Genomic DNA, 22092 nt, shown 5'->3' with positions numbered 1-22092 from the left:
ATGTATATACAATTAGATGAGACTGGTCTTGGAGCTCAACTTGTAGCGGGAGCCTGGCGAGAGCAGGCGGGCATAGGAGACCAGATAACCGTCGGACCAGGTACGCCGATGCAGCAACAGGCAGGGGGTGTCGACCCGTACCTGCAGCAAGCCGGCCTCTCCGGCGCTCGGCAGCACCGCCTCCACCACGTGTTCCATCTCGGAGAGGGGGCAGACCTCCATCAGATAACGGTTGGGGGTCTGGCTGGCAAAATCCTGCTCGCCATACTCCGGCAGCCGCTCGGCATCGACGAAGCGCTCCTCCAGCTGCAGCGGCTCACCGTCGGCCTGATGGACGATGAGGCTGTGAAAGATGGGCGCCCCGACCCGCAGCCCCAGCTGCACTGCCACCTTCTCGTCGGCGGCCTGGCGTTGCAGCCGGATCACCCGGCCGCTGTACTCGCTGCCCCGCTCGGCGATCTCGTCGGCGATGTTGCGAATGGCCAGCAGCGGCGACTCGGTGCGCCGATCCGCCACGAAACTGCCGGAGCCGGCGGTGCGCACCAGCCAGCCCTCGGCCACCAGTTCGCGCAGCGCCTTGTTGACCGTCATCCGGCTCACGGTGAACTGCTCGCACAGGGCGGCCTCGGTCGGGATCCGGTCACCCGCCTGATAGTGGCGTTCGCGGATCCCGTCCAGGATGTGCTGCTTGATCTGCAGATAGAGGGCCGGTGCCAACGGAATGCTCCTCAGCGACGGCGATGGGGCGGACGCATGTCCGGCCAGGCGCGATAGACGTCCGGGATCTGCTCAGGCCCGCTGATGCAGAGATCGAGATCGTGCAGCAGACCGTCCTTGATGCCGTAGATCCAGCCGTGTACCGCCAGCTCCTGCCCCTTGCGCCAGGCGTTCTGGATGATGGTGGTGTGGCAGACGTTGGCAACCTGCTCGGCCACGTTCAGCTCGCACAGGTAGTCAAAGCGCTCGTGCTCATCCTCGATGGCATCTAGCTGCTCGCGATACTTGAAGTAGACATCCTTGATGTTGCGCAGCCAGTTGTCGATGAGCCCCAGCTCCTGGTTCTGCATCGCCGCCTTGACGCCGCCGCAGCCGTAATGGCCGCAGACGATGATGTGCTTCACCTTGAGCACCTCGACCGCGTATTGCAGCACCGAGAGGCAGTTGAAGTCGGTGTGTACCACCAGGTTGGCGACGTTGCGGTGGACGAACACGTCCCCCGGCAGCAGCCCCATCAGCTGGTTGGCGGGTACCCGGCTGTCGGAGCAGCCGATCCAGAGGTATTCGGGGGCCTGCTGGGCGGAGAGGGTAGCAAAGAATTCGGGATCCTCAGCCTTGATCCGTTCCGCCCACTCGCGGTTGTTGGTAAACAAGTCGTTCAAGAGTTTCACTATCTGCTCTCCCTACTGTGGCAGTGGCGGCAACATACCATACACAAGGGTAACCAAGGCAAGGCCGACCAGATCCCCGTCAAACAAAAACAGGGCCATCAGGCCCTGTTTTCATCAGGAGGCATCAGGCCTCCCTCGTATCTCTCAGCTGCCTGGGCGCGTGCTGCTCAAGCTGACGCACCCGCCCGGCGCACAGGATTATGCTTCCATCGCATCCTTCAGCTTCTTGAGGGCGTTTTTCTCAAGCTGACGCACCCGCTCGGCGGAGACGCCGTAGGTATCGGCCAGCTCCTGCAGGGTGGTCTTGCTGTCATCGTCCAGCCAGCGGGCGCGGATGATGTGCTGGCTGCGCTCATCCAGGGTGGCCAGGGCCGAGCTCAGACGACGGGTCGCATGATCGTCCCAGTTGTCGTTCTCGATGGTGGCCGCCAGATCGGAGGATTTGTCCTCCAGATAGTGGACCGGCGCAAAACCGCCCTCTTCGTCCTCATCACCGACCAGATCGAACGCCTGATCGTAGTTGCTCATGCGCGCTTCCATCTCGGTGACGTCGGCGGCGGAGACGCCGAGGTCGGCAGCCACGGCCTGCACCTCTTCGTGGTTCAGCCAGCCGAGGCGTTTCTTGGACTTGCGCAGGTTGAAGAAGAGCTTGCGCTGGGCCTTGGTGGTCGCCACCTTGACCATGCGCCAGTTGCGCAGCACGTATTCGTGGATTTCGGCCTTGATCCAGTGCACCGCGAAGGAGACCAGACGCACGCCGACGCTCGGGTCGAAGCGCTTGACCGCCTTCATCAGGCCTATGTTGCCTTCCTGCACCAGATCGGCCTGGGGCAGACCGTAACCGGCATAACTCTTGGCGACGTGAACGACAAAACGCAGGTGCGACATAACGAGCTGACGGGCAGCCTCGAGATCGCCTTCCTGCTGCAAACGCTCAGCCAGCTCACGCTCTTCCTCTGCGCTCAGCACCGGAATCGAGTTTACTGCCTGGATATAGCCTTCCAGACTACCTTGCGGAATCAGAGCCATAGTGCGCTGCAATGAAGTTCCCATGTTCTACCTCTTACTTTTCAATCGAATCAGTCTAACACCCTGAGAGGGCCTGTCTACTGACCGGACGCCATTCTGCGGCCTGCATCAAACATGACTGGCATGTCTGAACCGGAATCATCTTAGGCCGGCAGGATGAATCATGAATGAACAGTCAAAAAAAGGGGGTCACAATGAAGGACCCCCGAAAAGTAGCATGCTAAGTCCATTGTTGCGGAGCTCGCAACCTTCACATGCTTGCCAAGTCAGACGAGCAAGGCATAGGGGCCACACCCGTATAAATTCTTCGCAATTGTAGACTGCTTATAAATCAGAAGGTTCACAGGATCCAGAGAAGATCCTGAAGACTGGTGCTATCCAGATTACTCCCAGAACGGTGGCCGTGCCAGAAACGGCCACTCTTTTACTTGATCCAGGTCGCAAAATCCAGCGCTTTGAAACGCTGATAAATTAATCAGGACGGTTCGATGTCGCGAATGTGGCGATGGACCGAAAACCAGGAGGCGATCAGCCCCAGCAGGGCCCCCAGCAGGATCAGGTTGATCCCGTCCACCGCTCCCATGCCCACCAGCCGGAAGTTGCTGTTGTAGAGACCCGCCAGCTCCTTCACCACCCCTTCGCTCCAGATCACCATCACCTCGGTCAGCCACCAGGCCAGCATGCCGCCAATAACCCCGAACCAGATGCCGGTATAAAGGAAGGGACGATGGATAAAGGCATCGGTCGCCCCCACCAGCTTGAGCACTTCGATCTCGGAACGCTGGTTGAGGATATTCAGGCGCAAGGTGTTACCGACAATCAGCAATACCGCGGAGAGCAGCAGCACGGCGATGCCGGTGATGGTGTGGCGCAGCAGGTTCATGATCCCCTGCAGCCGGGTCAGCCACTGCAGATCCAGCTTGCCCTGCTCGACCCCGTCTTCGTTGCTCAGCTTGTTGAGCAGCTCGGCCGCCCCTTCCGGGTTCTGCCAGCGCGGATCCGGGATCACGCTCAACACCGGCGGCAGCGGGTTGCTGTCGAGGTAGTCGAGCGCATCGCCAAAGCCGGAGATCTCGCGAAACTCCTTGAGCGCCTCATCCCGGCTCATGTAGGTGACCGACTCCACCTCCGGATAGAGCAGGACCCGCTGCTTCATGTCGAGGATGTTCTGCTCGGGCAGATCCTTGCGCAGGTAGAGGGAGATCTGGGAACTGGTCTGCCAGCTCCCCTCCACCACCTCGGCGTTTTTCAGCAGCACGTGGAAGCAGGAGGGCAGCGCCAGGCTGACCCCCAGCACCGCCAGGGTCATCAGCGAGGCGAGCGGATTCCGCCACAGCTCCCCCAGACTGGCAAAGGCCTGGCGGGCGTGGTCGACCCAGTACATCATGAAACGCCGCAGCGGCGGCTGTTTGTGACGCGCACGAATGGCCATCAGAGCTCCTCCCCGGACGAATACATGCGACCCGCCTTGAGGGTCAGGGTGCGATAGCGCATGCGGGCAATCAGCCCCAGATCGTGGGTGGCAATCAGCACGGAGACGCCGAAGCGGTTGAACTCCTCGAACAGCCGCATGATGTCCATGGAGAGCTGGGGATCCAGGTTGCCGGTCGGCTCATCCGCCAGCAGCAGCGGCGGTTTGTTGACGATGGCGCGGGCGATGCCGACCCGCTGCTGTTCACCGCCGGAGAGCATGCGCGGCTGGTAGCGCTCCTTGCCGAGCAGCCCCACCTTGTCGAGCGCAGCGGCCACCCGCTTGTTGATGTCCCCATGGCTGTAGCCGTCGATCACCAGCGGCAACGCCACGTTGTCGAACACGGTTCTGTCCATCAGCAGGCGGTGATCCTGGAAGATCATGCCGATCTGGCGGCGCACGTAGGGGATCTCCCCCCGCTTGATATGGCTGACGTCATCGCCATGAAAGAAGACGCGGCCGTCGGTCGGCCGTTCCATTACGCTGATGAGTTTGAGGAGGGTACTCTTGCCTGCGCCCGAGTGCCCGGTCAGAAAGGCCATCTCCCCCTTGCGCAGATGAAAACTGACCTTCTGCAGCGCCTGATGGCCGCCGCTGTAAACCTTGCTGACCTTGTCAAAACGGATCATAACGGTTCCCTGACAGTGACAAGCCCCGACCTGGGTCGGGGCAGGGGGCGCTCAACTCACGGCGCCCGAGCTTGCTCATCGCGAAGACACTCACTCCTCGCGACTGAAAAGCGCCTCGATAAAGTCGTTGGCGACGAACGGACGCAGATCGTCGATCCCCTCGCCCACCCCGATGTAGCGGATCGGGATCTGGAACTTGTCGGCCACCGCGAAGATGACGCCGCCCTTGGCGGTGCCATCCAGCTTGGTGAGGGTGATGCCGGTCAGGCCCACCGCCTCGCTGAACAGCTTGGCCTGGCTCAGGGCGTTCTGGCCGGTGCCGGCGTCCAGGGTCAGCATGATTTCGTGGGGCGCCGCATCGTCTAGCTTCTTCATCACCCGCACCACCTTCTTGAGCTCTTCCATCAGGTTGCTCTTGTTCTGCAGGCGGCCGGCGGTATCGGCGATCAGCACGTCGGCCCCGCGCGAGCGGGCGGCCTCGATGGCATCATAGATGACGGAGGCGGAGTCGGCGCCGGTGTGCTGGGCAATCACCGGAATGTTGTTGCGCTGACCCCACACCTGCAACTGCTCGACGGCGGCGGCACGGAAGGTGTCGCCAGCGGCCAGCATCACACTCTTGCCCTCGGCCTGGAACTGCTTGGCCAGCTTGCCGATGGTAGTGGTCTTGCCGACCCCGTTCACGCCCACCATCAGGATCACGTAAGGCTTCTTGTCGGTGTCGATCACCAGCGGCTGCTCGACCTTGGCCAGCATCTCGCCCATGTCCTGCTTGAGCAGGCCGTAGAGTGCCTCGGCATCCTTGAGCTGCTTGCGATCCGCGTGCTGCACCAGCCCCTCGATGATACGGGTGGTGGTGTCGACACCGAGATCGGCGGTCAGCAGCTGGGTCTCCAGCTCCTCGAACAGCTCGTCGTCGATCTTCTTGCCACGGAACAGGCCGAAGAAGCCGGAACCGATATTCTCCTTGGTGCGCACCAGACTACGCTTGAGGCGAGCGAAGAAGCCCTCCCGCTGCGGCTTGTCCTGGGTGTCGTCGTCCACCTTGGCTGCCAGTGGCAGTGCGGCCAGTGCGGCAGCCTCAGCCTCCATCTCGGCCACCAGGCGCAGATCTTCCGCCCGCTGGGCCTCTTTGGCGATCCGGGCTTCCTCGGCAGCCTGCGCTTCGGCGGCAATACGAGCCTCTTCTGCGGCACGGGCTTCGGAAGCAAGGCGAGCCTCTTCTGCGGCGCGGGCTTCGGCTGCGATACGGGCCTCTTCTGCGGCGCGGGCTTCGGCGGCAATGCGAGCCTCTTCTGCCGCGCGGGCTTCGGCGGCAAGACGGGTCTCTTCTGCGGCGCGGGCTTCGGCGGCAACGCGAGCCTCCTCTGCGGCGCGGGCCTCGGCGGCAATGCGAGCCTCCTCTGCCGCACGAGCTTCGGCGGCAACGCGATCCTCTTGCGCGGCACAGGCTTCGGCGGCAATGCGAGCCTCTTCTACAGCCTGAGCGGCAGCGGCAAGGCGGGCTTCTTCCGCCGCCTTGAGATCGGCCGCAACCCGGGCAGCCTCGGCAGCTTGCGCCTCGGCAGCCGCACGCTCCTCTTCGGCGATCAGGGCTTCATTGACGATCACCGGCTCCAGATCGGAGGCACACTCCTCCACCACCAGCGGACCATGGTCGTCCAGCTCGGCAGGCGGGCAGCAATCATCGTGCAAAACGGAATTCTGTGCGCTGGCGGGCACTTCAGCAGCGACGGCCGGCGTACTATCGGAAACAGTCGTCTCGGAAACGGGAGCCGGGTGAGCCGCAACGTCGGGCTCAACGGTAGTCGGGGTGGCTTGCGGTGTCTGTGGTTGGACAGCCTCAGCCTCTTCTTTCTTGCGGCCGAAACCCAGCCAGGAAAACAAACCTTTTGCCATCTAAAAATACTCACATCAAAGGCTGACTGCTAAGATAGCCGTCCCTCGGCGGGTCGGCATAAAAATGAACCGCCTTATACTATCACTTTATTTTCTGACGACGAAACGCGATGCCCAGAGTGAAATCCAGCCGTAACGGCCCGAGCAAGAGCCCAACCCCGCAGGGGAAATCGGGCTTTGTAAGAATCATCAGCGGCCAGTGGCGAGGCCGCAAACTGCCGGTCAGGGATGTGGAAGGACTCAGACCCACCACGGATCGCGTCAAGGAGACCATCTTCAACTGGCTGGCTCCCCATGTGCGCGGCACCCGCTGCCTGGATCTGTTCGCCGGCAGCGGCGGCCTGGGGCTGGAGGCGCTGTCGCGTTACGCCGAGCAGGTCACCCTGATCGAGATGGACAGGGGCGCCGCCGAGCAGATCAAGAAGAACCTGACCACCCTCGGCAGCAGCCAGGGCCAGGTGATCCAGGCCGATGCCGTCAGCTGGCTGCAGGGGCCGGCCACGCCGTTCGACCTGGTGTTTCTCGACCCCCCCTTTCGCCGCGAGCTGCTGCCCCAGGTGTGCGAGCTGCTGGAGCAGCGCGGCTGGCTGGCGCCGGACGCCCTCATCTATCTGGAGCGGGAGAAGGAGATGGCCGATCTGCCGCTGCCGGCCAGCTGGCAACTGCTCAAGGACAAGCAAGCGGGTCAGGTCTGCTACCAGCTCTATCTGCGGGACATCAACAATGACACCTCGGTTTAACAGCCGGGTGGCTGGGGAAGATGGGCACGAGCCCCTCCCCGTCAATCTGGACAACGGCTCAAGGACAAGCAGGTCGATCAAACCAGGTCTGCTACCAGCTCTATCTGCGAGAGATCAAGAATGACGCCGCGGTTTAACAGCCGGGTGGCTGGGGAAGATGGGCACGAGCCCCTCCCCGTCAATCTGGACAAAGGCTCAAAGACAAGCAGGTCGATCAAACCAGGTCTGCTACCAGCTCTATCTGCGGGAGAGCAAGAATGACGCCGCGGTTTAACAGCCGGGTGACTGGGGAAGATGGGCACGAGCCCCTCCCCGTCAATCTGGACAACGACTCAAGGACAAACAGGCCGATCAAATCAGGTCTGCTATCAATGCTATGTGCGGGAGGTAAACGATGAAGCGGGTGTTTAATCTGTTGGCGATGGGTCTGATCCTGTTCTTCTGGTTCGGCGTGCTGGTCAGCCTGATCGCCCAGCTGCCGGGCAAGCTCAACGGCTTCCTGCCGGTGTGCGGCGTGATCGTGATCCTGATGCACTGGGTGCAAGCCAGCATGGTCAAGGCAGCCTGCAAGCCCTACTTCGCGGTGAGCCGGCTCGAGTTCGCCCAGGTGCTGGTGTTCGGGGTATTCGGCATGGTTGAGATCCGCGCCAGGCTGCAGGCCATCGTCGATGCCAAGCGGCGCGGCGAAGACAACAAAGCCGGGTGATCCCGGCTCTGTCATTGTGGTGATGGAAGGAGTGCTGGTCACTCCTTCTCTTTTTTCCCCACGCTGATACCGAGCTTGATGGAGAGCACAGCCAGCAGCAGCAACATCATGATCAGCGAGAAGAAGTTGCTGCCAAGCTCTGGGTACTGCACCTTGACCAGCGCCGAATGGCCGAACACGCCGATGAAGAAGCTGAGCAGCATGCAGACCGGGGTGTTGCCCTCCAGTGAGACATGACGGTAGTGCTGGTAGAGCTGATAGGCGGCCAGCACGAAGGCGATCATCGGGAAGAAGGAGAAGGGCACCGCCGACTCTGACAAGACCGTCAGGGAGGCATCACCACAGATGCCGATGATCAGGGCCAGCAGCAGGGGTTTCTTCGGAATCGTGTTCTGGTCATGCATGGAGCTGTCCATCCTTTGACTTAAGAGAGAGGTTCACGGCGCTTCTGGTTCTGGACCTCGGCGCCCATGGCGATCATGCGCAGCTGACGGATGGTCCGATCGGACAGGGCCCGGCACTCCTCGCTGGTCATGTCGAGGGCGTCAGCACCGGCACTGAAGACGATGGTCACCATGGCCTCGGCCTGGATGTAGGCCTCTTCCCGCGGCGCCCCCGTGGTGGCTTCGAGGTAGTCGGTCAGCTCGGCGATGAAGTGCTGGATCTCCCGCGCCACTGCTTGGCGAAATGCAGCAGAGGTGCCGGAGCGCTCGCGCAGCAGCAGCCGGAAGATGTTCGGGTTGTTCTCGACGAACTCCATGAACGTCTGTACCGAGGTGCTGATGACGCTGCCGCCACCCGCGATGCGCTGACGCGCCTGGCGCATCAACTGGCGCAGGGTCAGGCCGCCTTCATCCACCAGGGTCAGCCCCAGCTCCTCCATGTCGCGAAAATGACGATAGAAGGAGGTAGGCGCAATGCCGGCCTCCCGCGCCACTTCCCGCAGACTGAGGTTGGAAAAGCTGCGATTGGCGCACAGTTGGCTGAACGCCGCCTCGATCAGAGTACGCCGGGTTTTTTCTTTTTGTTGCGCGCGAATACCCACGAAAACAGTCACCTTCAGGTTATCGAGGCCAAATGATAACCCGAAGGCTGCGCCAGGATCAGGTTTGTCTCCTACTTTTTTACCATTGACCCCAATTCCGGCTGCATGGAAAATAGCGCACAGCTGTTCGCTGAAAGGAACCTAGTGAGATGGAACGCCCCCCGATCATCATGACCAACACCCTGCTGTTCGCCCTCTCCGGGCTGACCGCCCTGATCGCCGTGCCCTGGTACGGCATGACCCATGGCTATGACCTCTGGCAGTGGGGCAGCTTCCTGCTGCTGTTCTGCTATTGCGGCATCTCCATCACCGCCGGCTACCACCGGCTCTGGTCGCACAAGGCCTACAAGGCGCACCCGCTCCTGCAGTGGATCTTCGCCATCGGCGGGGCCCTCGCCCTGCAAAACTCGGCGCTGCACTGGTCTTCCGATCATCGTCGCCACCACCGCCACGTGGATGACAACCAGAAGGATCCTTACAGTGCGGGCCGCGGTTTCTGGTTCTCCCACATCGGCTGGATGCTGCGGGAATATCAGCGCGACATCTACCACGACTACAGCAACGTGCGAGATCTGCAGAACAACCCCGTGGTCGCCTTCCAGCACAAGCACTATCTGGCGCTGACCCTGGCCACCAACATCGGCATCCCGCTGCTGCTGGGGCTCGTCCACGGCGATCTGCTCGGCATGCTGCTGCTGGCCGGGGTGCTGCGCATGGTGATGACCCATCACACCACCTTCTTCATCAACTCGCTGGCCCACATCTGGGGCAGTCAGCCCTTCACCGACCGCAACAGCGCGCGGGACAACGGCATCCTGGCCTTCTTCACCTTCGGCGAGGGCTACCACAACTTCCACCACCTGTTCGAGAACGACTATCGCAACGGCATCCGCTGGTGGCAGTTCGATCCTACCAAGTGGCTGATCCGCAGTGCCGCCTGGTGCGGGCTGGCACGGGATCTGCGCGCCTGCCCGGAAGAGCGGATCGAGCAGGCCAGGCTGGAGATGCAGCTGAAACGGGCCCAGGCCAGGCTGCACAGACAGGACGACAGGGAGCTGTGGCAGGCATTGCTGCAAGAGGAGTACGACAAGCTGAGCCAGCAGCTGCAGCACTACTACGCCAGCCGCAAACGCCTGCTGGAGCAGCGCAAGCGCAAGGCGCTGGCCCGTTACGATCAGCTGAAACTGCAGCTGGAGTATCGCAGCCTGCACGATGCCTTCACCGTGGCCAAACGCAACTGGAGCCGCCTGTTGGCAGGCATCGCCTGACCATAGACCGTCAGACGACACAAACAAAAAGACCGCCAATCGGCGGTCTTTTTGTTCAGCCCAGCCAGCAGGCCATAAAAAAATGGGGTGACACTCGCATGTCACCCCCTCGCAAATAGCATGTTCCATATTGGAATCCGGTCCCGTCGGGTTCCTCTCCTGTTTCCTGAGTTTCCGCTACCCATCTGAAGCAGGCTCCGGCTGGAGCGATCCAGTCGGCCGATTCCCTTCACGACCCTCTTCCGCACGACGGCAAGCCATCGTGTTGTCCTTGCAGTTGAAATATTACGCAGATAAATAAAATAAAAAACCGATATATTTGGCCATCTATGCAAGCATCTGCCGCTCATCCAACTTCAACCAGAAAACAATCTGATTAAAAACAATACGATAAATCACCCCATCGCCATTGGATGGCAAACGTTATCCTCGAAGGCGCACAAGGCTTTGCGAGATCTCGCACAAGCCGTGATCCACTCACAACCAGCGCTGCAACGGCAACCAGTCACTGACCCTGGCCAGCAGGCGGCGCAGGGTCGAGGGCGGGGCAGCCACCGAGTGGGATGAACGCTGCTGCCAGGTCGTCAGCCACTGCTGCAACTCCGCGCACAGCGCGGGGCAGGCCAGATGCAGTACCAGCTCGGTGTTGAGCAGCAGGGAGCGCGGATCCAGATTGAAGCTGCCGAGCAGCGCCTCCTCCTCCCCCACCAGGATCAGCTTGGCGTGCAGGCTGAGGGACGCCCCCTCCAGCTCCGACAGCGCTATGCCCTGGCGTATCAGCCAGGGACGATGACGGCGGTAGGCGCCGTACACCAGCGGCACATCCGTGCTGGCCAGGGAGTTGGTCAGGATGTCGATGGTCACCCCCGCCTGGCGCTGCTGCCTGAGTCGGCGGCGCAGCCCCCGGGTCAGGATGAGATAGGGGGTGACCAGGCGCAATGTGCCCTGATTGTCGGCCAGTTTGCGCCAGAGCAGGCGCGCCGTGGTGGGCCGGGATACCAGCCCCTTGCCGGGGCGGTCAAACCACACCTCGGCCCGCCCGGCATGCCAGCGCAGAGGAATGGGCTCGGGATCGAACAGGCCGGCGGGCAGATCATAGACGGCCGCGATCTGCGGCTCGTTCAGGGTCAGCAGGAAGTCGTTCACCACCTGCACCTCGGCCCGTTGCAGCGGGCGGCGCAACAGACGGCGGATCGGGTGGCTCCAGCGGCTGCGCCAGAATTGATCGAACCCTTGCTCGACCCGCTGGCAGAGCGGGCCACGACAGGCGAGATCCAGATCGACGAACTGGGGGGCACCGCCAAGTCCGAAGTAACGATCTCCGATATTGCGACCACCGATCACCGCCTGGCTGCCATCCACCAGCAGCAGCTTGTTGTGCATGCGGTGATTGATGCGGCGAAAGCTGAGCAGCCCTTCCAGCAGCAGGGTCAGTGGCCGCCAGCCGCGCAACCAGAAGGGATTGAACAGACGCACCTCGATGCCCGGCTGGTGGGCCACCATCTCCAGGAAGCGGTTGTCGCCGGCATAGAGGTCATCGATGAGCAGCTGCACCCGCACCCCGCGTTTGGCGGCATGCAGCAGCTCCGACAGCAGCAGCTTGCCGCTGCTGTCCTCCTCCCAGCTGTAGTACTGGGCCTGGATCCGGCTTCTGGCGCCGCGGATCAGCTGACAGCGCAGCTTGAGCGCCAGCTCGGGCTGGTCGATCAGGGCAAATTCAGCGGGGATCATGGCGTCATCCGCCTGTCATGAGGAAATGGCATAACGCTGGCTAAGGGCCTCGTAGCAACAGAATGAAGGAATTTACCATGGAACTCACGGATCGCCCCGCCATCAGTCACAGACCGCAGGCCAGTGAGCCGGATCCCTCGCCGAGCGGCCAGCTGGCCCCCTGGTATCTGCAGCACAGGGATCAGGCCTGGCAGCCCTTCACCTCGCCCGCCCCATCGCACTAGCCGGACATCAGGGCTGGGCCACCGCCTCGATGGCGGCCGCCTTCCCCTCCAGCTGGGGCAGACTGAAGCGGTAGGCCACATAGTACTTGTAGATGGTGCTGACATAGTTGATGGGTCCCTGGCCCACCTCGTTGGCCACCAGCTGCTCCACGTTGCCGAACCAGACGTCGGGATCCAGCCCGGCGGCCTCGGCCTTGGCCCTGAGCGCCTGCACCCGGTTCGGGCCGGCATTGTAGGCCGCCAGTGCAAACAGGTGGCGGTTGAGCACGTCCAGCTTGGGATCGTTGAAATAGGTGTCGAGGATCAACCGCATGTAGCGGCAGGCCGCCTCCACGTTCCCCTCCAGGCTGGCGAGGCGAGCGCCGCGAATGCCCACTTCGCTGCCGGTACTCGGCAACAGCTGCATGATCCCCACCGCCCCCCGTTCGGAACGGATATTGGCATTGAGGCCAGACTCCTTGTAGGCCAGCGCCGCCAGCATCAGCCAGTCTAGCCGGTACTTGTCGGCCTGCTGCTCCAGCACCTTGCGGATGGTCGACAACCGGCCCAGCGGATCCGGCGCCAGTATGTTGCTCATCTGGTCGTTGCGAGCCAGCAGGCGGCGCAGGGCCATGTCGCTGTAAAGAGTGCGCTTGCCGGCATCGGCCAGATAGTCGTTGACCGCCTTGAGCAGCTCGGGGCTGTTGTTGCGCAGGGCCCAGGCGCTGCGGCCGTTGTCCCGCAGCGGGATCAACTTGTGGGCTCGCAGCCCGCTGATCATGCCGAGCCAAATCCGCCCCTTGAAGCTGTCGGTCACGGTGAGCGGTATGATGCCGGCCGCCACCATCTCCAGCAGATCCCCGTCCTGCAGGTATTCAGGCACGGTTTCGATATAGACAGGGGGCAGCCCCAGCTCGCGAAACAGCCAGTTGAGCTGGCGCAGGCTCTCGTAATAGCTGGAGCTGGCCCGCACCCAGACCCGCCGGCCTGAGAGCTGGGTAATGCGGTTGAAGGTCGGCAGGCTGTGCTGGCTCACTACCCACTCTTCGATGGGGGCGATCACCGGGTTGGAGAAGGTCACCTGCTCGCGCCGGGTCGGCGTCACCGTCATGTTGGCAGCCACCAGGTCCCCCCGCCCCTCGGCGAGATAGTCCAGCAGCTTGTCCTGGCGCACCGGGATGTAGATGATCTTGAGCTTGATCTTCTCCTTGGCCAGATAGGTCTGGTTCAGCCAGCGCTCGAATCCCTGCAGCTGGTTGACCAGGATGCCGTGCTGGGTCCCCTTGTCGAAGAAGAAAAAGCCCCGCTCATAGACCACGAGGGCCCTCAGCTCTTTCTTTTGCAATATGCTGGCGAGATCCCCTGGCTGGGGCAGCCGCTGCGGCTTGAGATCCGCCGCCAGCAGCGGCAGCGCCCACAGAATGAGCAGGCTCCAGAGCCAGCGCCGCCTCATGGCGTCACCGCCAGTGGCTGTCCGGGCAGGTCAAAGAGGTGATGAGCCACGTGGAGGGGGGTGGCGAAGAGCCTGCGCTGAACCATGATGAGATCGCCTTCTGTTGGCCGACTCGCGTCGGGCAAAACCGTCTGTGGGATAACTAACTATAGAACGCGGACCCACAGCAGAAGGGTCAGCACGGCAGGCGAACCTGCCGTGTTTTCAGGGGGCTCAGATAGAGCGGGCACGCATCTCGAAAATGAGTTTTTCGGCGGTGCAGGTGAATTGCAGGCGGGCTTTCAGGATCACGCCGTTGGCGCCCTGGCTCAGTTCGCTGCTGCTCTTGGCTTCGGCGGTGACCTGCTTGGCCAGCGCCTCGTAGGCGGCCAGCTTGGCGCGGGCGTCGGCCTCTTCGGCGGCCTCGATCACCAGCTCCATCACATCGTCACCCTCGCCGATGATGGTGCCAATTTCGGCGAAGCAGCCGCAGCTGTCACAGGTCTCGTTCAATTCCACTTTCTCTTCTACGGACATCATTCAACTCCCACTTATTTCGGCTGTGATTCATCGTCACGCAAGGCTTTACGAAAATCCCTGATGGCGGTGCCCAGATCTTCCCCGGCGCCGGCCAGGCGTTTGCTGCCAAACACCACGACCACGACGACGAGCAGGATCAACAAATGCCAGATATGAATTCCACCGAGTCCCATAGGGATACTCCTGACTGATAGATACCGATCGTTTGTATCAAAAGAAGGCGCAAAGATTGTTGGGCAAAATCAAGACAGGCGCAAGTTTGCAAATAAATCACCAAAAAATACGGCGACCCAAAGGCCGCCGTATTGCTTGATGCTACTTGTCCCCTCAACCACTACATCCTGTACCAGCCGCCATTGAAGGCGAGAGACGTTTCGAGCATAAGTTCGCCTAGATATGAAAACAAATGGTATAAATTCATCTAAGAATTGAAGAGGATTCATATCATGTTGCTGGAACAGCTGGGGCGTATCGACCTCAATCTATTGATAATCCTGCAAGTTTTGCTGGAAGAACGAAACGGCAGCCGGGCGGCCCGTCGCCTGCATCTGAGCCAGTCTGCCGTCAGCAAGGCCCTCGGCCGGCTGCGGGAAACCTTCGACGACCCCCTGTTCGTGCGCTCGGCCTACGGGCTGGAACCCACCGCCCGCGCCCTCAGCCTGCAGCAGCAACTGCAGCCGATCCTGCTGTCGCTGGACAACCTGATCCAGCCACCGGATTTTGACCCGGCCACCACCGAGCGGGAGTTCGTCATCGCCAGCATGGACAGCGCCTTCACCCTGTTCGCCCCGCTCTACCTGAGCGAGCTGAAACGACAGGCCCCCGGCATCCGGCTGCGCTACGAGGAGTGGACCGAGAACAGTCTGACCGAGATGAGCCAGGGCCAGGTAGACATCGCCTTCACGGTGCGGGAGAACTGCATCAACTCGGACTTTCGGCTCGACACCCTGCCCAACGCCATCTGCCAGCGGCTGCTCGCCATCGACGATCTGACCTGCCTGGTGCAGCACGACCACCCCGCCCTGCACGAACCCGAGTGGGATCTCACCCGCTACCTGGCCTATCCCCACGTGCAGACCTATTGCGAAGGGAGGGACCGCTGGATGCTGGATCACAAGCTGGCGGAGCAGGATCTCTATCGCCGCATCGAGGCGACCGTGCCCTCCTTCGAGGCGGCGCTGCGGATGGGCATGCATTCGGACATGATAGTGACCCTCTCCCGGCTCTACGCCCGCCACGCCACCCAGGTCTATCCGCTGGTGCCGCTGCCGCTGCCCATCGCGCTGGACAGCATCTCCCATTTGCTGATCTGGCATCAGCGCCACGAGGAGGATCCTGGCCACCGCTGGCTGCGGGAAACCCTGCTGGCCCTGATCATGAGCAAACTGGAGCGCACTGCTGCCGAACCGTCCTGATACAGGCGCTGGGCCGTGAGCTCCTGACAGGCTGAGCAAGCCGGCCCCGTCGGCAGCCGCAGGCTGCCTCATAGCCACAACGCCGGATCACAAGCAAAAAAACGGGGCTCATCGAGCCCCGTGTCTTGCTTGTTGGCATGCCGGCCAGTCAGTTCTGACCGGTTATCGCCAGGTAGTGGTGCACCCCGTCGAGCAGCATCTGCACCGAGATCATCACCAGCAGCATGCCCATCAGCCGCTCCACCGCGGTGAGCCCTCGCTCACCCAGCAGCTTGTTGAAGACCTCGTAGAACATCAGGATCACGGCGCTGGCGCCCCAGGCCATCAGCAGGGCCAGCGACCAGTCCGCCATCCGGGTCGGCTCCTGGTTGGCCAGCAGCAGCAAGGATGCCAGGATCGAGGGGCCGGCAATCATGGGGATCGCCATGGGCACCAGGAAGGGCTCCTCCCCCGCGGCCAGCCCGGTCACCCCCCCTTCACTCGGGAAGATCATCTTGATGGCGATGAGGAACAGTATGATGCCGCCGGCGATGCTGACCGCCTCCTGGCGCAGATTGAGGAAATTGAGGATCTGCTGACCGACGAACAGGAAGGCCATCATGATCACCAGCGAGAACAGCAGCTCCCGCATCATCACCTTGCGGCGTCGCTTGGGATCGATATGACGCAGGATCGACAGGAAGACCGGCAGGTTGCCCAGCGGATCCATGATCAGAAACAACATGACGGCAGCGGAGAAAGTATCCATACAACGCCCAGGCCAAGCCTTCAACAGAGGAGGGGAAAGAGGGCGAATATAACAAAGGCGGCGGGATTCGGCGAGCGCAGCAGGCGCTCGCCGGCGGGGATCAACCGTGGTTGCAGATCTTGTCGGCGCGGGTCTGGAAACCCTGCTCCGATTCGACGAACTTGCCGCGCTTGGCCAGGAAGTCGATCAGGGCCTCGGCATCCATCTCGCTGGCGCTGCAGGTGTGGAAACGGGCATCCGCCCCGAAGCGTGCATCTATGGCCTGCTTGAGGCTGGCCCGGGTGAACTGGCCGCCCTGCGCCAACATCATCTCCATCACTTCGTGACCGTGTACCGATTGAGTCATTGCAAACCTCTTTAATAGACATATTTGATGCCTATTAAATCCTGCCCCACTGCCGACGACCTTGATATAGGCCAACAAATTGCCGATTTCCCTGCCCCCGCACTGGTGATGGTCACGGCTTTGTCGATAATGTGGCAACCTGAGCAGGGGATGGCTACACTAACGCCCCTTTTTGCCACCGCAGACCGAATATAAGGACATTGGCGTCATGCTGTTCCATGGACTGGCTTTCAAACCCTGGCGGATCTGGACCCGCCGTCCGCTCTGGTTGAAGACCCTGCTCGGCATGCTAACGGGGATCGGGCTCGGCGCCGCTTTCAGCGAACAGGCATTGCTGCTCAAACCCATTGGCGTGCTGTTCGTCAACACCATCCAGATGCTGATGGTGCCCCTCATCTTCTGTTCGGTCATCGCCGGCCTCACCTCGCTGCTCAAGGGCAAGGCCCTCGACCGCATCGCCGGCAAGGCCATCGGCCTCTACCTCTGTTCCACCGCCGTCGCCATCTGCATCGGCCTGATGATGGGCTGGCTGCTGGAACCCGGTATGGGCGCCAATATGGGGCCCTATGAGCGGGTCGGCATGGCGGAATCCCCCACCCTGGCCAGCGTGCTGAGCCACCTGGTGCCGCGCAACCCGGTGCAGGCCATGGTGGACGGCAAGATCCTGCAGGTGATCGTGTTCGCGGTGGCCCTCGCCCTCGCCCTCAACGCCACCGGTCGGCGCGGCCGCCCCGCCATCCTGTTCTTCACCTCGCTGGCGGAGGGGATGTTCAAGCTGACCCAGATGGTGATGGCGCTGGCCCCTTACGGTGTCTGTGCCCTGATGGCCTGGATGACCGGCAAGTACGGCATGAGCCTGCTGCTGCCGCTGCTCAAGGTGATCGGTGCCGTCTACCTCGGCTGCCTGCTGCACGTGCTCGGCGTCTACAGCAGCCTGCTGATCCTGCTGGCCCGCCTCAATCCGCTGCACTACTTCAAGAGCATCGTCGATGCCCAGGCGGTGGCCTTCACCAGCAGCTCCAGCAACAGCACCCTGCCCATCAGCCTGGCTTGTGCCGAGCGCCGGCTCGGGGTCTCCCCCGCCATCACAGCCAAGGTGCTGCCCATCGGCGCCACCATCAACATGGACGGCACCGCCCTCTATCAGGGGGTCACCGCCCTGTTCGTGGCTCAGGCCTTCGGGGTGGATCTGCACCTGGTGGATTACCTGACCATCATCAGCATCGCCACCCTGGCCAGCATCGGCACAGCGGGCACGCCGGGCACCGGCCTGATGCTGCTGACGCTGACCCTGACCGCAGTGGGACTGCCGCTGGAGGGGGTGGCACTGATCGCCGGGATCGACCGGATCCTCGACATGGCGCGCACCACGGTCAACGTCTCCGGCGATATTCTGGTTTCCGTATTGATTGCCCGCAGCGAGCGGGAGCTGGATCTGGCGACCTATCACGACGCCAGCGCGGGGGAGGATATCGACTTCACCCTGCGCTGAGGCAGGGCGAGCGATTAATTTTCGTGGGGATCGTGGTGGCAGCGCCAGCAGACATCGAAGTTGGCGCCGTTCTCCTCCCCGCACTGACCGCACAGCCAGCCGTTGCCCTGGCGCTGCTGATAGCGTTCGATGACCCGTCCCGCCTTGCTGCGATCCTGCTCGCGCACCATCAGGGTCACCTGCAGCATGTCCACCGGCAGTTCGCCCAGGGCGCCCGACAGCGCCTCGCCATTGAGCCGCACCGGCACTCCTTCCACTTCCAGCGCCCCTTTCAGGGCGTGGGCCTCCAGCGAATGGGAAGCCCGATACAGATTGATCCAGTGATCCATGTCTTCCCCCTCAGATCCCCCGCGATGCCGTTACCACGGCACCGACTCTGGCCGGCTACAGCAGGGTGTCTATGCCGTAGTCGGCCCCCTTGGCCACGATGAAATCGATGAACACCCGCAATTTTCGCGGCATCAGCCGCCGCTCCGGAAACAGCAGGTAAATCGGCACCCGAGGCTGCTGCCATTCGGGCAGCACTGACACCAGGGTCCCGCTCGCCAGCTCCTCGTGGCAGAGCATGGCGGGCAGAGAGGCGAGCCCCAGCCCTGCCTTCGCCGCCTCTCTGGCACAGGTTATATTATTAACCCGAAAGCGGGAGGGAGGGTCAACCAGCACCTCCTTGTCATCCCGCTCGAAGCACCAGTGCGAGGCCAGAAAGCCGCTGGTCACCGCCACCCGCTCATGTTGTACCAGATCCTCGGGATGAGTGATGGCGGGGCTGCGCGCCAGGTACGCCGGGCTGGCACAGATCAGGCGGGCGTTGCTCCACAACCGCCGCGCCGCCAGGTTCGAGTCGCTCATGTCGCCGATCCGCACGATCGCATCCAGCCCCTCGTTGATGGGATCCACGATGCGATTGGTCAGCTCCAGTTCCACCTGCAGACCGGGATAGGCCTGCAGAAACTCCGCCACCAGTCGGCCCACCACCAGCTGCCCTGCCTCGATGGGCACCGCCAGCTTGAGGGTGCCGGTCACCTCCTGCTGGCTGGCGCTCACCATCAGCTCGGCCTGGGCCAGCTCGTCCACCGCCTTGCTGCAGCGCAGATAGTACTGCTCGCCCGCCTCGGTCAGGGTGAGCTGGCGGGTCGAGCGGTAGAGCAGCCGCACGCCGAGGCGCTGCTCCAGCTCGGCGATGCGCCGGCTTACCGTCGCCTTGGTCATGCCCAGCTCCTGGGCGGCCGCCGTGAAGGAGCCCTTGTCGACGATCCGCACTAGAATCAATGCAGCGTTCAGATCCATTGTTGCACCAGTGAAACTGTATATCTCATAAATGGATACTAATCGAAACAGTTGGCCAGTGTTAGCCTGCCTCTCTTAAGTTCAGGAATCCCCCACATGAGTCAACACAAGAAGATCCCCCTGCTGGCCGCCATGATACTGGCCCTGCTCGGCCTGCTGTTTGCCGGTTACTGGTATCTGCACGGCCGCTACTTCGAGAGCACCGACAACGCCTACCTGCAGAGCGAGGTGACCGGCATCGGCTCCAAGCTCTCCGGCTACATCAGCGAAGTGCTGGTGACCGACAACCAGCCGGTGAAGGCCGGCCAGCTCATCGCCCGTCTCGACGACCGGGAGTACAAGACCAAGGTGGCCGAGGCCGAAGCCGACCTGCGTCTCAACCAGGCGACGGCGGAGAACCTGGCCGCCACCCGCACCCAGCAGCTGAGCCTCATTCGCCAGGCCGAGGCCAAGGTCAGCTCGGCCAATGCCGAACAGGTTCGGGCCCAGCAGCAGGTGCGCCGCGTCAGCCAGCTCAACCAGCGCCACTACAGCTCCCAGGACAGCCTGGACGAGGTGCGCGCCGGTTTGCAGGTTAATCAGGCCCAGGAGCAGGAGGCCAAAGCGGCCCTGCAGGCCGCCCGCGAGCGGCTGCTGGTGCTGGATGCCGAGGCCAAGCAAAACCAGGCCAAGCTGGCATTGAGTGCCGCCCAGCTGGAGCAGGCCAAGCTGGAGCTGGCCTATACCGAGCTGCGGGCCCCGGCCGACGGCATCATCGGCAAGCGCAGTCTGCGGGCGGGGCTCTACGTCCAGTCCGGCATGCAGGTGGCCAGCCTGGTGCCGCTGCAGCAGGTGTGGGTCGAGGCCAACTTCAAGGAGACCCAGCTGCTCCACATGCAGCCCGGCCAGAAGGTGGAGGTGATCCTGGATGCCTATCCGGATCAGCCGGTAGAGGGGATCATCGACAGCCTGGCACCGGCCACCGGCGCCAAGTTCGCCCTGCTGCCGCCGGAGAACGCCACCGGCAACTTCACCAAGATCGTGCAGCGAGTACCGGTCAAGATCCGCATTCCGGATCCGGGCGCGCTGGCAGGCAAGCTGCTGCCTGGCCTCTCCACCGAGGTGATCGTCGACACCCGCAGCCCTGATCCCGTGGTCGCCGCCAACTGATGGACGCCATACCACGCCGCAACTGGATCGCGGTCATGGGGGGCCTCATCGGCGCCTTCATGGCCATCCTCGACATCCAGATCACCAACGCCTCCCTGAAGGACATTCAGGGGGCTCTGTCGGCCACCCTGAGCGAGAGCTCCTGGATCTCCACCTCCTATCTGGTGGCGGAGATGATCGCCATCCCGCTGAGCGGCTGGCTGAGCCGGGGGCTGAGCGTGCGGCGCTACCTGCTGTGGACCACAGGCGCCTTCATCATCGCCTCCGTGCTCTGCTCGTTCAGCTGGAACCTCACCAGCATGATCGTCTTTCGGGCGCTGCAGGGCTTCACCGGCGGGGCGCTGATCCCCATGGCCTTCTCCCTCATCGTCAGCCTGCTGCCGCTGCACAAGCGAGCCACCGGCATGGCGCTGTTCGGCCTGTGCGCCACCTTCGCCCCCGCCATCGGGCCGACCCTGGGCGGCTGGCTGACCGAACAGATGTCCTGGCACTACATCTTCTACCTGAACGTGCCGCCGGGACTGCTGGTGATGGCCATGCTGGCTCACGGGCTGGACAAGAAGCCGGTGGACTGGGAGGTGATCAAGCGGGTGGATCTCATCGGCATCCTTACCATGGCGGTGGGGCTTGGCCTGTTGGAAGTGGTGCTGGAAGAGGGCAACCGGGAGGACTGGTTCGGTTCCAGCTTCATCGTGCGGCTCACCGTCATCTCGGTGGTGGCGCTGGTGTTCTTCGTCATCAGCCAGCTGCTGCGCCGCCACCCGCTGGTCAACCTGCGGCTGCTGCACAACCCGCGCTTCGCGCTGGCCTGCTTCGCCTACCTGGTGCTCGGCATGGCGCTGATGGGCTCCATCTATGTGCTGCCGCTCTACATGACCCAGATCCACAACTACAACGCGCTGGAAATCGGCGAGGTGCTGATGTGGATGGGCCTGCCCCAGCTGCTGGTGCTGCCGCTGGTGCCCAAGCTGACCCACAAGATAGACCCGCGCTATCTGGTGAGCTTCGGCTTTCTGGTGTTCGCCGTCAGCTGCTTCATGAACATGAACATGAGTGCGGATTACGCCGGCCCCCAGCTGATCCAGTCGCTCATCGTGCGGGCGCTGGGGCAGCCCTTCATCATGGTGCCGCTCTCTCTGGTGGCGACCGCCAGCCTGATGCCGGACGAGATCCCCTCCTCCTCCACCCTGCTCAACGTGCTGCGCAACCTGGGCGGCGCCTTCGGCATCGCCATCATAGCGACCCTGATCGACAACGATACCCGCACCCACGTCAGCCAGATCGGCAGTACCCTGGCCGCCACCAGCATAGAGGGACAGGCCTATCTGCTGCAGCTGGCCCAGAGCATGATGGCCCAGGGCTCCGGCCCCGAGCTGGCCCGTCTGCAGGCTCAGGCCATGCTGTCGAACACCATCAGCCGCGAGGCGGCCATCATGGCCTACAACCAGGTGTTCTTCGTGATGGGTATCTTCCTGCTGATCGCCAGCGCCCTGATGCTGCTGCTCAAGCAGCCGGCCCCGAGGGCGCCGGATGCCGAACCGGTCGAGGCGTGAAAAGAGTGGGAAGGGAGTAGC

Annotated in this window: 24 protein-coding genes; 8 read left to right on the top strand and 16 right to left on the bottom strand. The window is 62.6% G+C overall.

What is annotated here, in order from left to right; genetic code table 11:
• Positions 1–12: 12 nt before the first annotated feature.
• The 6 genes from hutC to ftsY all read right to left on the bottom strand — a co-directional run bounded on the left by hutC (position 13) and on the right by ftsY (position 6416).
• Positions 13–717 carry a histidine utilization repressor gene (gene hutC / locus AB5Y95_RS14820; protein WP_017783162.1) on the bottom strand — a complete coding sequence of 235 codons (705 nt, stop codon included), beginning with the start codon at positions 715–717 and terminating at the stop codon, positions 13–15.
• A gap of 11 nt (positions 718–728) precedes the next feature.
• On the bottom strand, positions 729–1388 hold the full coding sequence (gene can, locus AB5Y95_RS14815; RefSeq protein ID WP_005308055.1) for a carbonate dehydratase: 660 nt from the start codon (positions 1386–1388) through the stop codon (positions 729–731).
• A 198-nt stretch (positions 1389–1586) separates the two neighbouring features.
• Positions 1587–2441, bottom strand: coding sequence for an RNA polymerase sigma factor RpoH (rpoH, locus tag AB5Y95_RS14810; protein WP_005308053.1), 855 nt, complete (start codon positions 2439–2441; stop codon positions 1587–1589).
• A gap of 451 nt (positions 2442–2892) precedes the next feature.
• Complete coding sequence (gene ftsX / locus AB5Y95_RS14805; RefSeq protein ID WP_368161490.1) at positions 2893–3849, bottom strand: permease-like cell division protein FtsX; 957 nt, start codon at positions 3847–3849, stop codon at positions 2893–2895.
• On the bottom strand, positions 3849–4517 hold the full coding sequence (gene ftsE, locus AB5Y95_RS14800) for a cell division ATP-binding protein FtsE (protein WP_005308049.1): 669 nt from the start codon (positions 4515–4517) through the stop codon (positions 3849–3851). The genes ftsX and ftsE overlap by 1 nt, the downstream gene beginning before the upstream one ends.
• A 90-nt stretch (positions 4518–4607) precedes the next feature.
• Entirely contained in the window at positions 4608–6416 is a 1809-nt protein-coding gene (gene ftsY, locus AB5Y95_RS14795) for a signal recognition particle-docking protein FtsY (protein WP_368161489.1), read from the bottom strand.
• A 110-nt stretch (positions 6417–6526) separates the two neighbouring features.
• Between ftsY and rsmD the strand changes: the two genes are divergently transcribed.
• Together rsmD and AB5Y95_RS14785 are read left to right on the top strand one after the other, a co-directional pair.
• Entirely contained in the window at positions 6527–7156 is a 630-nt protein-coding gene (gene rsmD, locus AB5Y95_RS14790; RefSeq protein WP_368161488.1) for a 16S rRNA (guanine(966)-N(2))-methyltransferase RsmD, read from the top strand.
• Between the two features lie 394 nt (positions 7157–7550).
• The gene (locus AB5Y95_RS14785; protein WP_368161487.1) at positions 7551–7862 is read left to right on the top strand and encodes a DUF1145 domain-containing protein; all 312 of its coding nucleotides are present in this window, start codon (positions 7551–7553) and stop codon (positions 7860–7862) included.
• Between the two features lie 38 nt (positions 7863–7900).
• Here AB5Y95_RS14785 and AB5Y95_RS14780 read toward each other — a convergent pair whose 3' ends face one another.
• Positions 7901–8266 carry a YijD family membrane protein gene (locus AB5Y95_RS14780; RefSeq protein WP_124250227.1) on the bottom strand — a complete coding sequence of 122 codons (366 nt, stop codon included), beginning with the start codon at positions 8264–8266 and terminating at the stop codon, positions 7901–7903.
• 20 nt (positions 8267–8286) lie between these two features.
• The gene (gene fabR / locus AB5Y95_RS14775; protein ID WP_005308043.1) at positions 8287–8907 is read right to left on the bottom strand and encodes an HTH-type transcriptional repressor FabR; all 621 of its coding nucleotides are present in this window, start codon (positions 8905–8907) and stop codon (positions 8287–8289) included.
• A 149-nt stretch (positions 8908–9056) separates the two neighbouring features.
• On the opposite strand from fabR, the gene AB5Y95_RS14770 reads away from it, so the two are divergent.
• Complete coding sequence (locus AB5Y95_RS14770) at positions 9057–10175, top strand: fatty acid desaturase (RefSeq protein ID WP_095591846.1); 1119 nt, start codon at positions 9057–9059, stop codon at positions 10173–10175.
• Positions 10176–10652: 477 nt separating this feature from the next.
• On the opposite strand, the gene AB5Y95_RS14765 is transcribed toward AB5Y95_RS14770, so the two are convergent.
• Complete coding sequence (locus tag AB5Y95_RS14765; protein ID WP_368161486.1) at positions 10653–11906, bottom strand: phospholipase D family protein; 1254 nt, start codon at positions 11904–11906, stop codon at positions 10653–10655.
• Between the two features lie 77 nt (positions 11907–11983).
• On the opposite strand from AB5Y95_RS14765, the gene AB5Y95_RS14760 reads away from it, so the two are divergent.
• Positions 11984–12130 (top strand): hypothetical protein, encoded by a 147-nt coding sequence (locus AB5Y95_RS14760; protein ID WP_017778475.1) that lies wholly within the window; start codon positions 11984–11986, stop codon positions 12128–12130.
• Positions 12131–12137: 7 nt separating this feature from the next.
• On the opposite strand, the gene AB5Y95_RS14755 is transcribed toward AB5Y95_RS14760, so the two are convergent.
• From AB5Y95_RS14755 to tatA, 3 genes are all read right to left on the bottom strand, one after another.
• Positions 12138–13562, bottom strand: coding sequence for a transporter substrate-binding domain-containing protein (locus AB5Y95_RS14755; RefSeq protein WP_368161485.1), 1425 nt, complete (start codon positions 13560–13562; stop codon positions 12138–12140).
• Between the two features lie 213 nt (positions 13563–13775).
• A complete protein-coding gene (locus tag AB5Y95_RS14750; protein ID WP_005308037.1) occupies positions 13776–14078 on the bottom strand; it encodes a YfcZ/YiiS family protein in 303 nt (100 codons plus the stop codon).
• Positions 14079–14092: 14 nt separating this feature from the next.
• A complete protein-coding gene (gene tatA / locus AB5Y95_RS14745; RefSeq protein ID WP_005308036.1) occupies positions 14093–14254 on the bottom strand; it encodes a twin-arginine translocase TatA/TatE family subunit in 162 nt (53 codons plus the stop codon).
• A 273-nt stretch (positions 14255–14527) separates the two neighbouring features.
• On the opposite strand from tatA, the gene AB5Y95_RS14740 reads away from it, so the two are divergent.
• Entirely contained in the window at positions 14528–15496 is a 969-nt protein-coding gene (locus AB5Y95_RS14740; RefSeq protein ID WP_368161484.1) for a LysR substrate-binding domain-containing protein, read from the top strand.
• A gap of 148 nt (positions 15497–15644) precedes the next feature.
• On the opposite strand, the gene AB5Y95_RS14735 is transcribed toward AB5Y95_RS14740, so the two are convergent.
• Both AB5Y95_RS14735 and AB5Y95_RS14730 read right to left on the bottom strand, forming a co-directional pair.
• Complete coding sequence (locus AB5Y95_RS14735) at positions 15645–16244, bottom strand: YhgN family NAAT transporter (RefSeq protein WP_368161483.1); 600 nt, start codon at positions 16242–16244, stop codon at positions 15645–15647.
• Between the two features lie 100 nt (positions 16245–16344).
• Positions 16345–16590, bottom strand: coding sequence for a YecH family metal-binding protein (locus AB5Y95_RS14730; RefSeq protein ID WP_017785721.1), 246 nt, complete (start codon positions 16588–16590; stop codon positions 16345–16347).
• Positions 16591–16798: 208 nt separating this feature from the next.
• Between AB5Y95_RS14730 and AB5Y95_RS14725 the strand changes: the two genes are divergently transcribed.
• Positions 16799–18082, top strand: coding sequence for a dicarboxylate/amino acid:cation symporter (locus tag AB5Y95_RS14725; RefSeq protein WP_026141205.1), 1284 nt, complete (start codon positions 16799–16801; stop codon positions 18080–18082).
• A 14-nt stretch (positions 18083–18096) separates the two neighbouring features.
• Here the strand turns inward: AB5Y95_RS14725 and AB5Y95_RS14720 are convergent, their stop codons facing one another.
• Entirely contained in the window at positions 18097–18411 is a 315-nt protein-coding gene (locus AB5Y95_RS14720) for a DUF2007 domain-containing protein (protein ID WP_005308027.1), read from the bottom strand.
• Positions 18412–18466: 55 nt separating this feature from the next.
• Positions 18467–19369 carry a LysR family transcriptional regulator gene (locus AB5Y95_RS14715; protein WP_005308024.1) on the bottom strand — a complete coding sequence of 301 codons (903 nt, stop codon included), beginning with the start codon at positions 19367–19369 and terminating at the stop codon, positions 18467–18469.
• A 96-nt stretch (positions 19370–19465) separates the two neighbouring features.
• Here AB5Y95_RS14715 and AB5Y95_RS14710 point away from each other — a divergent pair, with 96 nt between their 5' ends.
• Entirely contained in the window at positions 19466–20518 is a 1053-nt protein-coding gene (locus AB5Y95_RS14710; RefSeq protein ID WP_005308022.1) for an HlyD family secretion protein, read from the top strand.
• Positions 20518–22071, top strand: coding sequence for a DHA2 family efflux MFS transporter permease subunit (locus tag AB5Y95_RS14705; RefSeq protein WP_017783154.1), 1554 nt, complete (start codon positions 20518–20520; stop codon positions 22069–22071). The genes AB5Y95_RS14710 and AB5Y95_RS14705 overlap by 1 nt, the downstream gene beginning before the upstream one ends.
• The last annotated feature ends 21 nt before the right edge of the window (positions 22072–22092 follow it).

This window comes from Aeromonas sp. R5-3 (assembly GCF_040908225.1).
GTDB classification, from domain to species: domain Bacteria; phylum Pseudomonadota; class Gammaproteobacteria; order Enterobacterales; family Aeromonadaceae; genus Aeromonas; species Aeromonas dhakensis.
Note: the sequence above shows the minus strand (reverse complement) of the source record. Positions and strands in the feature narration are given on the sequence as shown.